The sequence below is a fragment of the Nocardia sp. CA-290969 genome (assembly GCF_050936135.1).
Taxonomy (GTDB): domain Bacteria; phylum Actinomycetota; class Actinomycetes; order Mycobacteriales; family Mycobacteriaceae; genus Nocardia.
On record NZ_JBNJNJ010000001.1, the window covers coordinates 1,035,659 to 1,047,928 of the forward strand.

At 68.6% G+C, this 12,270-nt stretch carries 11 protein-coding genes; 10 read left to right on the forward strand and 1 reads right to left on the reverse strand.

All coding sequences use genetic code 11. The annotated features are described in order from the left end of the window. Positions 1–18: 18 nt before the first annotated feature. The 4 genes from recG (at position 19) to coaD (ending at position 7,519) form a co-directional block, all read left to right on the forward strand. A complete protein-coding gene (gene recG / locus ACQEVO_RS04925; protein WP_432909288.1) occupies positions 19–2,295 on the forward strand; it encodes an ATP-dependent DNA helicase RecG in 2,277 nt (758 codons plus the stop codon). Positions 2,296–3,041: 746 nt separating this feature from the next. After that, a complete protein-coding gene (locus ACQEVO_RS04930) occupies positions 3,042–6,440 on the forward strand; it encodes a pyruvate carboxylase (protein WP_432909290.1) in 3,399 nt (1,132 codons plus the stop codon). Then, positions 6,437–7,030, forward strand: a complete 594-nt coding sequence (rsmD, locus tag ACQEVO_RS04935) for a 16S rRNA (guanine(966)-N(2))-methyltransferase RsmD (protein ID WP_432909292.1) — start codon at positions 6,437–6,439, stop codon at positions 7,028–7,030. Before ACQEVO_RS04930 ends, rsmD begins: the two co-directional genes overlap by 4 nt. Positions 7,031–7,033: 3 nt before the next feature. After that, positions 7,034–7,519 (forward strand): pantetheine-phosphate adenylyltransferase, encoded by a 486-nt coding sequence (coaD, locus tag ACQEVO_RS04940; protein WP_432909294.1) that lies wholly within the window; start codon positions 7,034–7,036, stop codon positions 7,517–7,519. Here coaD and ACQEVO_RS04945 read toward each other — a convergent pair. Further along, positions 7,487–8,062: a GtrA family protein gene (locus ACQEVO_RS04945; RefSeq protein WP_432909296.1), complete on the reverse strand. Its 576-nt coding sequence runs from the start codon at positions 8,060–8,062 to the stop codon at positions 7,487–7,489. The genes coaD and ACQEVO_RS04945 overlap by 33 nt on opposite strands. A gap of 223 nt (positions 8,063–8,285) precedes the next feature. Between ACQEVO_RS04945 and ACQEVO_RS04950 the strand changes: the two genes are divergently transcribed. The 6 genes from ACQEVO_RS04950 to ACQEVO_RS04975 all read left to right on the forward strand — a co-directional run bounded on the left by ACQEVO_RS04950 (position 8,286) and on the right by ACQEVO_RS04975 (position 12,269). Further along, the gene (locus ACQEVO_RS04950) at positions 8,286–9,032 is read left to right on the forward strand and encodes a DivIVA domain-containing protein (RefSeq protein WP_432909298.1); all 747 of its coding nucleotides are present in this window, start codon (positions 8,286–8,288) and stop codon (positions 9,030–9,032) included. A gap of 104 nt (positions 9,033–9,136) precedes the next feature. Further along, positions 9,137–9,796, forward strand: coding sequence for a YceD family protein (locus tag ACQEVO_RS04955; protein ID WP_432909299.1), 660 nt, complete (start codon positions 9,137–9,139; stop codon positions 9,794–9,796). A gap of 2 nt (positions 9,797–9,798) precedes the next feature. Beyond that, positions 9,799–9,981, forward strand: a complete 183-nt coding sequence (gene rpmF / locus ACQEVO_RS04960; RefSeq protein WP_280402095.1) for a 50S ribosomal protein L32 — start codon at positions 9,799–9,801, stop codon at positions 9,979–9,981. 14 nt (positions 9,982–9,995) lie between these two features. Further along, positions 9,996–10,718 carry a ribonuclease III gene (gene rnc / locus ACQEVO_RS04965; RefSeq protein WP_432909302.1) on the forward strand — a complete coding sequence of 241 codons (723 nt, stop codon included), beginning with the start codon at positions 9,996–9,998 and terminating at the stop codon, positions 10,716–10,718. A 1-nt stretch (position 10,719) separates the two neighbouring features. Further along, positions 10,720–11,607, forward strand: a complete 888-nt coding sequence (gene mutM, locus ACQEVO_RS04970; RefSeq protein ID WP_432909304.1) for a bifunctional DNA-formamidopyrimidine glycosylase/DNA-(apurinic or apyrimidinic site) lyase — start codon at positions 10,720–10,722, stop codon at positions 11,605–11,607. An 80-nt stretch (positions 11,608–11,687) separates the two neighbouring features. Then, positions 11,688–12,269 (forward strand): dihydrofolate reductase family protein, encoded by a 582-nt coding sequence (locus tag ACQEVO_RS04975; RefSeq protein ID WP_432909306.1) that lies wholly within the window; start codon positions 11,688–11,690, stop codon positions 12,267–12,269. Position 12,270 lies beyond the last annotated feature (1 nt).

Here is a 12,270-nt window from a genome sequence, read left to right on the forward strand (position 1 = left end):
GGCACTGAGCGGAGTGTTATGGCTACATTGAGCGATCGTCTCGACCATGTGCTCGGGGCGAAGGCGGCCGGGTCGCTGGCGGATGCGTTCGATATGCGCACCGTGGAGGATCTGCTGCGGCACTACCCGCTGCGGTACGCGACCCAGGGGCAGCCGCTCACCGAGGAGGCGCCCGAGGACGGTGCGCATATCACCGTGATCGGGCGGATCACCAAAGCCGAGTTGCGGCCGATGCGGCAGCGGCGGGGTTCGCTGCTGAAGGTGGTGCTCGACACCGGCTCCGGCCGCGGGGTGGATGTCACCTTCTTCAACGGTGACAAGGTGAAATACGCGGTGCGCGAGGGCGCCCGGGCCATGATGTCGGGGACCGTGAACTACTGGCGGCCGGGCCAGTGGAATCTCAGCCATCCCGGGTATCTGATCCTGCCCGAATCCGATACCGACGAGCCGGTGCTGACGACCGTGCGCGGTGGCGGGGATCTGCGCGGGATCGCGCAGAGCGCGAAAGGCGCGGGCGGGGTGGATATGTCGTTCTTCGAACGCGAGTTCATCCCGGTGTACCCGGCGACCGCGAAGGTGCAGAGCTGGGAGATTCTGGCCTGCGTACGGCAGGTGCTCGACCAGCTCGACCCGCTCGCCGATCCGCTGCCCGCCGAAGTGCGCGACGAGCGGGCGCTGATGCCGGTGGGTGATGCGCTGCGGTTGATCCATCTGCCCGAACACCAGTCCGATATCGAGCGGGCCCGGGAGCGCCTGCGGTTCGACGAGGCGCTGGCCCTGCAACTGGTGCTGGCCGAACGCCGGCACGAGGTGTCGGGGCGGACGGCCCGGCCCTGCCCACCGCGCTCCGACGGGATCGCCGCGGCCTTCGACCGGCGGCTGCCGTTCGAACTGACCGAAGGGCAGCGCACGGTGATCGGCGAGATCTCCGCGGATCTGTCCCGGGAGCAGCCGATGCACCGCCTGCTGCAGGGTGAGGTGGGGTCGGGGAAGACCATCGTGGCATTGCACGCCATGCTGCAGGTGGTCGACGCCGGTCAGCAGTGTGCCCTGCTCGCACCCACCGAGGTACTCGCCGCCCAGCACTACCGGTCGTTGCGGGCGATGCTCGGCGATCTCGGGCAGGCGGGGGAACTCGGTGCGGCCGAGACGGCCACCCGGGTCACGCTCGTCACCGGTTCCATGTCGACAGCCACCAAGCGGGCGGCGCTGCTGGCGGCGGTGACCGGGGAGGCCGGGATCGTGATCGGTACCCATGCGCTGATCCAGGATTCGGTGGAATTCTTCGATCTGGGCATGGTGGTGGTCGACGAGCAGCACCGGTTCGGCGTGGAGCAGCGAGATGCGTTGCGGGCCAAGGCGAAAGACGGTGTCTCCCCGCACCTGCTGGTGATGACCGCGACACCGATCCCGCGCACCATCGCCATGACCACGCTCGGCGATCTGGAGACCTCCACCCTCACCCAGCTGCCCCGTGGCCGCTCACCGATCGCCTCGAAAGTGGTACCGCGCCGCGTGCACCCCAACTGGGTGGACCGGGCCTGGGAACGAATCACCGAGGAGGTGCGGGCCGGCCGGCAGGCCTACGTCGTGTGCTCGCGGATCGGTGACGACGAGGAGAGCGGTGGCGCCCGCGGGAAGGGTGGCAAATCGCGCGGCGCGGATTCCGGGAAGGAGCCGCCCACCACCCAGGCCGTACTCGATGTCTTCGACCGGCTGCGCAGCGGGCCGCTGGCCGAACTGCGCGTCGGGCTACTGCACGGGCGGCTGCCGGCCGATGAAAAAGACCAGGTGATGCGCGATTTCAACGCAGGCGATATCGATGTACTGGTCTGTACGACCGTCGTCGAGGTCGGCGTGGACGTGCCGAACGCGACCGTGATGGTGATCGTGGACGCCGACCGGTTCGGGGTGAGCCAGCTGCACCAGTTGCGTGGCCGGATCGGCCGTGGCAAACATCCCGGCCTGTGTCTGCTGATCACCGACGCCGCACCCGGCGGGCCCGCGATGACCAGGTTGGAAGCGGTGGCCGCGACCACCGACGGTTTCGAACTGTCGGTACTCGATCTGCGGCAGCGGCGCGAGGGCGATGTGCTGGGTTCGGCGCAGTCGGGCACCGCGCGTTCGCTGCGGCTGCTCTCCCTGCTCGACGATCTGGAGGTCATCACCACCGCCCAGGAACTCGCGCGGGCGCTGGTCGCCGACGATCCCGGCCTCACCCGGCATCCGGGCCTGGCGGCGATGATGCACGCCGCCGTCGATTCGGAACGCCTGGAGTACCTGGCGAAGTCCTGATCGAGCGGTAGCGAAATTGCTTGCGGCAAACGGGAACCGGCGCGGACTGTGCAGCGTCAAAGCTGGCACAGAGCAACTGCGAGGGAAGGGTTGGGTGGGATGAGACCAGAGCGAGGGTGCCGTGCGGTTCGGCGGCGATCACCGCTTCCGCAATCGGGGATGCGCCCGGTGGTGCGGGTGATGCGGCATTGCCCGGAATGCGCCGCGGCCGAACGGATGAAACGACGCGAGACCGGTGCGGGCGAGCTCGACGGCTGATCAGGCGGGGCACCGGAGGCCGAGATCGGGGCTCGGCCGGCCCGGCCGGGGCGCATACCTGCGGACAACTCCCGGCCGGATCGGGTCGTCGGGGTCAGCGCACGGAATGGGCGGCGGCGACCACATTGCGAAGGGTCGGCGAACCGGCTGCGTGGCCCACGGTAGCCCGGCCATCGTGGCGAGCTGTCGCGACCGCCGCTACCGGCCGTGCGGCCACCGTCCGGCCGACGCCGCCACCGCGCTGTTGTGCACAGTGCGATCGTGCTGCTGTGCGCACTGCGACCCCGCCGCCGGGTCCGGTTCGGTCGTGCTGCGAAGGTTGCCCGGAGTTGGCCGGATCTGCGTGGCCGCACAATCCGCCGTGGTCGCCGGTGAGATGTGACGGCAGGGTGACCAAGGTTTCGCAACGGTGCAATGCCGCGTTGTGAAGATTCTGCGAAGTGGACTTCGGTGTCGAACCTGGATGTGGCGCCGGGTACGTTGGGTCAATGTTCTCGAAAGTCTTGGTTGCCAACCGCGGCGAGATCGCCATCCGAGCCTTCCGCGCGGCGTACGAGCTCGGTATCGGAACGGTTGCCGTCTTCCCGCACGAGGACCGCAATTCGGTCCACCGCCTGAAGGCGGACGAGGCGTACGAGATCGGTGAGGAAGGGCATCCCGTCCGCGCCTATCTCTCGGTCGAGGCGATCATCGAGGCCGCCCGGACCGCGGGCGCCGACGCCATCTACCCCGGCTACGGGTTCCTCTCGGAAAACCCGGATCTGGCGGCCGCGTGCGCACGAGCGGGGATCACCTTCATCGGCCCGTCGGCCGAGGTGCTGGAACTGGCCGGTAACAAAGCGCGGGCGATCGCGGCGGCGAAGGCGGCGGGACTGCCCGTCCTGAACTCCAGCGCCCCGTCCGCGGATGTGGGCGAGCTGCTCGCCGCGGCCGAATCGATGGAATTCCCGGTATTCGTGAAAGCGGTCGCCGGTGGTGGTGGCCGTGGTATGCGCCGGGTGGCCGCCCGCGAACAGCTGCGCGAGGCGATCGAGGCGGCCTCGCGCGAGGCCGAATCCGCGTTCGGCGACCCCACGGTCTTCCTGGAACAGGCGGTGGTCAACCCGCGCCATATCGAGGTGCAGATCCTGGCGGACACCCAGGGCAATGTCATGCACCTGTTCGAACGCGACTGTTCGGTGCAGCGCCGGCACCAGAAGGTGATCGAGCTGGCGCCCGCCCCGAACCTGGACCCGGAACTGCGCGACCGGATCTGCGCCGACGCCGTGGCGTTCGCGCGGCAGATCGGCTACAGCTGCGCCGGTACGGTCGAATTCCTGCTCGACGAACGCGGTAACCACGTCTTCATCGAGATGAACCCGCGGATCCAGGTCGAGCACACGGTGACCGAGGAGATCACCGATGTCGACCTGGTGCAGTCGCAGCTGCGGATCGCGGCCGGGGAGAGCCTGGACGATCTGGGACTGAGCCAGGACAAGGTGACCATCCGCGGCGCGGCGCTGCAGTGCCGGATCACCACCGAGGATCCGGCCAACGGTTTCCGCCCCGATACCGGGCGGATCACCGCCTACCGCACACCCGGCGGCGCCGGTATCCGCCTCGACGGCGGGGCAAACCTCGGTGCCGAGATCGGCGCCTACTTCGATTCCATGCTCGTGAAGCTCAGCTGCCGGGGCCGGGATTTCCCGGCGGCGGTGGCGCGAGCGCGGCGGGCGCTGATGGAGTTCCGGATCCGCGGTGTCACCACCAATATCCAGTTCCTGCTGGCGGTCCTCGAGGATCCCGATTTCAAGGCCGGACGGGTCACCACCTCGTTCATCGACGAGCGTCCGCAGTTGCTCTCCCTGCGTGAACCCGCCGACCGCGGCACCAAGATCCTGAACTATCTGGCCGATGTCACGGTGAACAAACCGCACGGCGCCCGGCCGACGGCGGTGTATCCGCACGACAAACTGCCGGCGATCGATCTGTCGGTACCGCCGCCGGACGGTTCGCGGCAGAAGCTGCTGACCCTGGGCCCGGAGGGGTTCGCGCGGGCACTGCGCGAGCAGAAAGCCGTCGGGGTCACCGATACCACCTTCCGGGATGCCCACCAGTCGTTGCTGGCGACCCGGGTGCGCACCAACGGCCTGCTCGACGTCGCCGGGCATATTGCCCGGCTGACGCCCGAACTGCTCTCGGTCGAATGCTGGGGCGGCGCGACCTACGATGTGGCGCTGCGGTTCTTGTACGAGGACCCGTGGGAGCGGCTGGCCGCCCTGCGCGAGGCGATCCCGAACATCTGCCTGCAGATGCTGCTGCGCGGGCGGAACACCGTGGGTTACACGCCGTATCCGGAGCGGGTGACCAGGGCGTTCGTCGCCGAGGCCACCGATACCGGGATCGATATCTTCCGGATCTTCGACGCGCTCAACAATGTCGACCAGATGCGGCCGGCGATCGATGCGGTGCGCGAGACGGGAACCGCGATCGCGGAGGTCGCGCTGAGCTACACCGGCGATCTCACGAATCCCGACGAGAAGCTCTACACCCTGGACTACTACCTGAAACTGGCCGAGCAGATCGTCGACGCGGGCGCACATGTACTGGCCATCAAGGATATGGCCGGCCTGTTGCGGGCCCCGGCGGCGGCGAAACTGGTGACCGCCCTGCGCAGCAATTTCGATCTGCCCGTCCACGTGCACACCCACGACACCCCGGGCGGTCAGCTCGCCACCTATCTGGCGGCGTGGCAGGCCGGCGCCGACGCGGTCGACGGCGCGGCCGCGGCGATGGCCGGTACCACCAGCCAGCCCGCGCTGTCGGCGATCGTCGCCGCCGCCGCGCACAGTGAGTACGACACCGGTCTGAACCTGGGCAATGTCTGCGATCTGGAGCCGTACTGGGAGGCGCTGCGCAAGGTCTACGCCCCGTTCGAATCCGGGCTGCCCGCCCCGACCGGTCGCGTCTACACCCACGAGATCCCGGGTGGCCAGCTGTCGAATCTGCGGCAGCAGGCCATCGCCCTCGGCCTGGGCGACCGGTTCGAGGAGGTGGAGGCAAAATACGCCGCGGCCGACCGGCTGCTCGGCCGGCTGATCAAGGTCACCCCGTCGTCGAAGGTGGTCGGCGATCTGGCGCTGTCGCTGGTCGGTTCCGGGGTGGATATCGAGGATTTCGCCGCCGATCCGGGTCGCTACGACATCCCCGATTCGGTGATCGGCTTCCTGCGCGGCGAACTCGGCACCCCGGCCGGTGGCTGGCCCGAACCGTTCCGGGAGAAGGCGCTGGCCGGACGTAGTGCCGCCAAACCGGAGACACCGCTGACCGCGGTGGACGAGGCCGGGCTGGCCGGCACCTCGCAGGAGCGCCGCGCGACCCTGAACCGGCTGCTGTTCCCCGGTCCGACCGCCGAGTTCCTCGCGCATCGCGAGAAGTACGGCGACACCACCGGTTTGTCGGCGAATCAGTTCTTCTACGGCCTGCGCCACGGCGAGGAGCACCGGGTCCAGCTTGAGAAGGGCGTCATCCTGCTCATCGGGCTGGAAGCCATCTCCGAACCCGACGAACGCGGGATGCGCACGGTGATGTGCATCCTGAACGGGCAGTTGCGCCCGGTTTCGGTGCGGGACCGATCCATCGCCAGTGAGATCCCGGCGGCGGAGAAGGCCGACAGGAACAACCCGCACCATATCGCCGCCCCGTTCGCCGGAGTCGTGACGCTTACCGTCGCCGAGGGCGATACCGTCGCCTCCGGAGACACCATCGCCACCATCGAGGCCATGAAGATGGAAGCCGCGATCACCGCACCGCGCGGGGGAGTGGTGAGCCGGGTGGCCATCACCCAGGTGCAGCAGGTCGAGGGCGGTGACCTGCTGATCGAACTGGGCGAGCGCGAATCGGAATGACCCGGATCGTCGCCGGAACGGCCGGTGGGCGGCGCCTGCGCGTACCGCCCGCCGGAACCCGGCCCACCTCGGACCGGGTACGCGAGGCGCTGTTCTCCTCGATCGAGGCCCGGATGGACCTCGACGGTCTCCGGGTGCTCGACCTCTACGCGGGGTCGGGTGCGCTGGGACTCGAGGCCCTGTCCCGTGGCGCCGCGGCCGCGCTGCTCGTCGAATCGGATCGGCGGGCGGCCGCGGTGCTGCGCGGCAATATCTCGGATCTCGGGCTGGCCGCGGCTCAGGTACGGGTGGGTGCGGTGGCTCAGGTGCTGGCGCAGGCCGGCGCGGGCGAATTCGATCTGGTTTTCGCCGATCCGCCCTACGAGCTGGCCACCGCGGCCGTCGAGGCCGATCTCGGTGCGCTGGCCGCCCACGGCTGGCTGGCCGAGGAGGCGCTGGTGCTGGTGGAACGGTCCGCGCGGTCGGCGGAGATCACCTGGCCCGCGGGCTTCGCCGCACGCGCCGCGAAACGGTACGGGGAAACCCGGATCGAGTCGGCCGTGTACGTCGGCGCCGCCGCGGTGGATCCCGCCGCACCTGCTAGCGTTTGAGCCATGGCAGGAGCATTGTGCCCGGGCTCGTTCGATCCGGTGACCAACGGCCACCTCGATGTGTTCCGCCGGGCGGCGGCCCAGTTCGACGAGGTCGTAGTCACGGTGAATGTGAACAAGAAGAAGCAGGGCATGTTCAGTGTCGAGGAGCGTATCGAGATGCTCCGCGACGCCACCGCGGATCTGCCGAACGTGCGGATCGCGTCCTGGGCCGGCCTGACGGTCGATTTCGCCCGGGAGCAGGGCATCACCGCGATCGTGAAGGGTCTGCGCGATGCCGGGGATTTCGGCTACGAACTGCAGATGGCGCAGATGAACAAGAAGCTCGCCGGGGTGGATACGTTCTTCATCGCCACCAACCCGTCGTTCAGTTATCTGTCCAGCTCACTGGTGAAGGAAGTAGCGGCCTTCGGCGGGGATGTCAGCGATATGCTGCCGCCGCTGGTGCACAAACGGCTACTCGACCGGCTCGCCGAGCGCGCGAGCTGATTCCTCCCGGGCGGCGCTGGCTTCCCGGGCCCGCCGCAGTGGCCGGAACACCAGGCCGCGCAGGGCCAGGAACCGCAATCCGCCCACGGCGGCACTGATGGCCAGGACGGCCGCGGCCTGCGCGGGTTCGGTCAGGGTGGGAGCGAGCACCTCCAGGGCGGCGAGAGCCGCGGTACTGATCCCCAGGCCCAGCAGCGCCAGCCCGCCGCCCTCCCATTGCGCGGTGAACCAGCCGACCCGCTCGGCCGCGTGGAAGGTGAGCCGCCGGTGCAGTTCGTTGGCCAGCACCGTGCTCACCACCGACCCGGCGACATTGGCCAGCAGCGTGCCGGCCCCGGTCAGGCTGAGGAACAGCAGCACATAGGAGATATTGCTGAGACCGCCCACCAGCGCGAACCGGATCAACTGCGGGAACGCCCGATCGCCGCGCAGGTATTGCAGCAGGCGCCGCTGCCAGGCCACCGGGGAGATCGGTTCCGGCCAATCGATATCCAGCTCCGCGGCGGACAGTGCCCCGGCGGAGGGCAGCTGCAGGATGGTCATGGGCGGTTCCGATCGGGCAAGGGACAGGTAGCCGCCATCCGGCCGATGGGGCTGCTACGAATTTATCATCAAGCGGAGAGAAGGTCTCCAGTTGATGATCGGAGTCACCGGATATCCGGCGGAACCAGCGACACACCGAAAGTAGGTTCGGCTCAGCCGACGGGCCGGGGCACACTGGGAACGGCGTGATATTTCGCCGATCGTCAGCAGGAGGGCACTGAGCATGTATCGGGTATTCGAGGCGCTCGACGAACTGGTCGCCATAGTCGAGGAGGCACGCGGGATACCCGCGACGCGCAACTGCATTGTTCCGCGTCCGGAAACGCTCGACCTGCTCGACGATGTCCGCGACGCGCTGCCGGCCGAGATCGACGACGCCCAGGATGTCCTCGACCACCGCGACAAGATCGTCGACGATGCCCGCGGGCTGGCCGAGGACACCGTGCGCACCGCCGACGAACAGGCCACCACCACCGTGGCCGACGCCCGCGCCGAAGCCGACCGGATCCTCGCCGAGGCGAAGGCGCACGCCGACCGGATGGTGGCCGAGGCCACTGCGCACGCCGACCGGCTGGTCGATACCGCTACCGCGGAAGCCCAGCGACTGGTCGCCGACGCCAAGGCCGAGTACGAATCGGTTACCGGCCGGGCCCGGGCCGAAGCCGACCGGATGGTCGAAGCGGGCCGCGCCTCCTACGACCGCGCGGTGGCCGACGGGCAGGCCGAACAGCGCCGTCTCGTCGAGGACACCGAGGTGGTCCGGGCCGCCCACGCCGAATCCGCGCGGCTGATCGATACCGCCCACGCCGACGCCGACCGGATGCGGGCCGATTGCGATCACTACGTCGACACCAAACTCGCCGAATTCGAAGAGACCCTCGGCGGCGCACTGCGCACGATCGGCCGCGGCCGGCAGCAGTTGCGCAACGGGGCCGGGGTGCCGGACTACGCGGCGGAGTTCCGCCGCTAGTACACCGGGCGATTTTGCAGGTAACCGCCCGTTTCGCGTACTGTGGTGTGGTTGCCCGCCGAATCCGGCCCAATACCCCGTACGACCCAGTGGAGTGTTCTTCGATGCCTGCCGATACAACCGCGCGCTCGCGTTCCGGTGCACGCCGTGCACACGACGCGGGTTTCGTGCTGGATGTCCGCAGCCTCGGTCGCGCCCCGGGATCCCTGCGCGAACTGCGGCGAACCGTCACCACCTCCGAACGGCTCGGACTGGACCTGATCGCGGTCCCGGCCGGGTCCGAGGTCGAGCTGGATCTGCGCCTGCAGGCAGTCTCGGAGGGCGTGCTCGTCACCGGAACCGTCACCGCGCCGGTGGCCGGTGAATGCTCGCGCTGCCTGGAACAGTTCACCGATTCGGTCGAGCTCTCGCTCACCGAACTGTTCGCCTATCCGGACAGCACTACGGATCGGACCGCGGAGGACGACGAGGTCTACCGGATGGTCGATGATCTCATCGACCTCGAGCCCCTCGTCGTCGACCAGCTGGGCCTGGAATTGCCGCTGCAGCCGCTGTGCACTCCCGATTGCGCGGGACTGTGCCCGGAATGCGGTATCCGGATGGCGATTGCAGGATCCGATCACGGGCATGAGATACTGGATCCCCGCTGGGCCGGGCTGGCGAAATTCGGCTCCGGATCGCCCGGCAGCGGCAGCCCCGACGAGGGTGCGGCCACCGGAGATCATTCCGCAGACATTGCACGTAACAGCACAGAGGAGAAGTAGTCGTGGCCGTTCCCAAGCGCCGGATGTCCCGTTCCAATACCCGGTCGCGGCGCAGCCAGTGGAAGGCTGTCGCGCCTACGCTGATCACCTGCCCGAACCGGGCCTGCGGTCAGAAGACCCCGCCGCATATCGCGTGCCCGTCCTGCGGTACCTACAAGGGCCGCCAGGTCGCCTCGGCCGTCTGATCCCCGGTCCAGAAGTGACCGCGGGCAAGGACGAATCCGGCGAGCGGCCGGATCATGCGAGTTTGCTCGCCGCCCTGGGTGTCGAGATACAGCCCGAGCTGCTCCGGCTGGCGCTGACCCACCGCTCGTACGCGTACGAGAACGGTGGGCTGCCGACCAACGAGCGGCTCGAATTCCTCGGCGACTCGGTACTCGGTCTGAGTATCACCGAGCGGCTCTACCACGAGCATCCGGAGAAATCCGAGGGTGAGCTGGCGAAGCTGCGCGCGAGCGTGGTGAATATGCACGCGCTGGCCGAAGTCGCCCGTGCGCTGGGCGAGGGCGGTCTGGGCGTGCATCTGCTGCTCGGCAAAGGTGAAGAACTCACCGGTGGCCGGGACAAACCCAGCATCCTGGCCGACGGGATGGAATCGCTGCTCGGCGCCGTGCATCTCGAGCACGGTATCGATGTGGCCCGTGAGGTCGTGCTGCGGCTGTTCGCCGATCTGCTCGAACGCGGGCCGCGGATGGGTGCCGGGCTGGATTTCAAGACCAGCCTGCAGGAGCTGACCGCCGAACGCGGTCTCGGCGTGCCCAGTTACGAGATCACCTCCACCGGCCCCGACCACGACAAAGAGTTCACCGCGACCACGGTGATCGCCGGGAATGCCTACGGGCAGGGGGTCGGACGGTCGAAGAAGGAAGCCGAACAGAAGGCGGCAGGTGCGGCCTACCGCGCGCTGACCGGCGAATCCTGAGGTGCCCGAACTTCCCGAGGTCGAGGTGGTCCGCCGCGGCCTGGCCGAGCACCTGTGCGGCCGGACCGTACGCTCGGTCACCGTCACCCATCCCCGTGCGGTGCGCCGGCATATCGCCGGTGCCGCGGATATGGTGGGCCGACTGACCGGTCTGACGGTCGCCGAGGCCCGGCGTCGCGGTAAATACCTGTGGCTCACCTTCGACCATCCCGGCGGTGATCCCGCCGACGACGCGCTGGTCGTCCATCTGGGGATGAGCGGGCAGATGCTGGTGCAGCCCGCGGACGCGCCGGTGGAGAAGCACGCGCATATCCGGGTGACCCTCGACGACCACCGCGAACTGCGGTTCGTCGATCAACGCACCTTCGGCGGCTGGGTGCTGGCACCGCTGGTCGAGGTGGACGGCGATGCGCTGCCCGATCTGCTGGCCCATATCGCTCGCGACCCCCTCGATCCGCGCTTCGACGCCGAACGGGTGGTCGCGGTCCTGCGTACCAAGCGGACCGAGATCAAACGGGTGCTGCTGGATCAGACGGTGATCTCCGGGATCGGCAACATCTACGCCGACGAAGCACTGTGGCGGGCGCAGCTCCACGGCGGCCGGATCGCGGCCGGGCTGAGCCGGCCGGTACTGCGGCGGTTGCTCGGCGAGGCCGCGGCGGTGATGAACGACGCGCTGGCCGCCGGCGGAACGTCGTTCGACGCGCTGTATGTGAACGTGAACGGCGAATCCGGCTATTTCGAGCGCGCGCTGGCGGTGTACGGGCGCGGTGACCGGCCCTGCCCGCGTTGCGGGACGATGATCGTGCGGGAGAAGTTCATGAACCGCTCGTCGTTCTCGTGCCCGCGCTGTCAACCGGCCGCACGGCGCCGGAAATCCGTCTCGTAGGACATCTCGCGCGACATCCGCCGAGGGGTTACGGTTTTCTCGGGCAAGATCACCAACCCGGTCCATCTGGGAAGGACGGCATGCGCAAGCTCACCTATTTCGTCGCCGCGACGATCGACGGGTTCATCGCGACCGAGGACGGGACCGTCGATTTCTTCCCGGTCGGGGGCGACCACGGGCCCACGATCACCGCACAGTACCCGGAAACCGTGCCCTCGGAGGTGCGCCGGGCACTCGGTATCGGCGCCCGCAACGCCAATTTCGACACCGTGATCATGGGCCGCAAAACCTATGACTTCGGGGTGCGCACCGGTACTTCCAGCCCGTACGCGCATCTGCGTCAGTTCGTGGTGTCCACCACGCTGACCGCGCCGCCGGACCCGGCGGTGGAAGTGATCGGCGCCGACCCGCTGGCCAGGGTGCGCGAACTCAAACGCGAGCAGGGTCCGGGTATCTGGTTGTGCGGCGGCGGTGAACTGGCCCAGGAACTGATGCCGGAGATCGACCAGATCTTCCTGAAGCTGCATCCGATCGTGCTGGGGCGTGGGCGGCCGTTGTTCGGCGCCGGGCCGCGGCTGCCCGAGCCCGCGGAGTTCCGGATCATCACCAGTCAGGTCTTCGACGACGGGGTGGCGTTCCTCAAATACGGAAGGGCCCGCTGAG

What these genes read in the sequence shown, in the direction of transcription:
- ACQEVO_RS04945 (WP_432909296.1), bottom strand. Translation starts at nt 8,062, where the DNA reads ATGACCATCCTGCAGCTGCCCTCCGCCGGGGCACTGTCCGCCGCGGAG.
- coaD (WP_432909294.1), top strand. Translation starts at nt 7,034, where the DNA reads ATGGCAGGAGCATTGTGCCCGGGCTCGTTCGATCCGGTGACCAACGGC.
- rsmD (WP_432909292.1), top strand. Translation starts at nt 6,437, where the DNA reads ATGACCCGGATCGTCGCCGGAACGGCCGGTGGGCGGCGCCTGCGCGTA.
- ACQEVO_RS04975 (WP_432909306.1), top strand. Translation starts at nt 11,688, where the DNA reads ATGCGCAAGCTCACCTATTTCGTCGCCGCGACGATCGACGGGTTCATC.
- ACQEVO_RS04955 (WP_432909299.1), top strand. Translation starts at nt 9,137, where the DNA reads ATGCCTGCCGATACAACCGCGCGCTCGCGTTCCGGTGCACGCCGTGCA.
- ACQEVO_RS04930 (WP_432909290.1), top strand. Translation starts at nt 3,042, where the DNA reads ATGTTCTCGAAAGTCTTGGTTGCCAACCGCGGCGAGATCGCCATCCGA.
- recG (WP_432909288.1), top strand. Translation starts at nt 19, where the DNA reads ATGGCTACATTGAGCGATCGTCTCGACCATGTGCTCGGGGCGAAGGCG.
- ACQEVO_RS04950 (WP_432909298.1), top strand. Translation starts at nt 8,286, where the DNA reads ATGTATCGGGTATTCGAGGCGCTCGACGAACTGGTCGCCATAGTCGAG.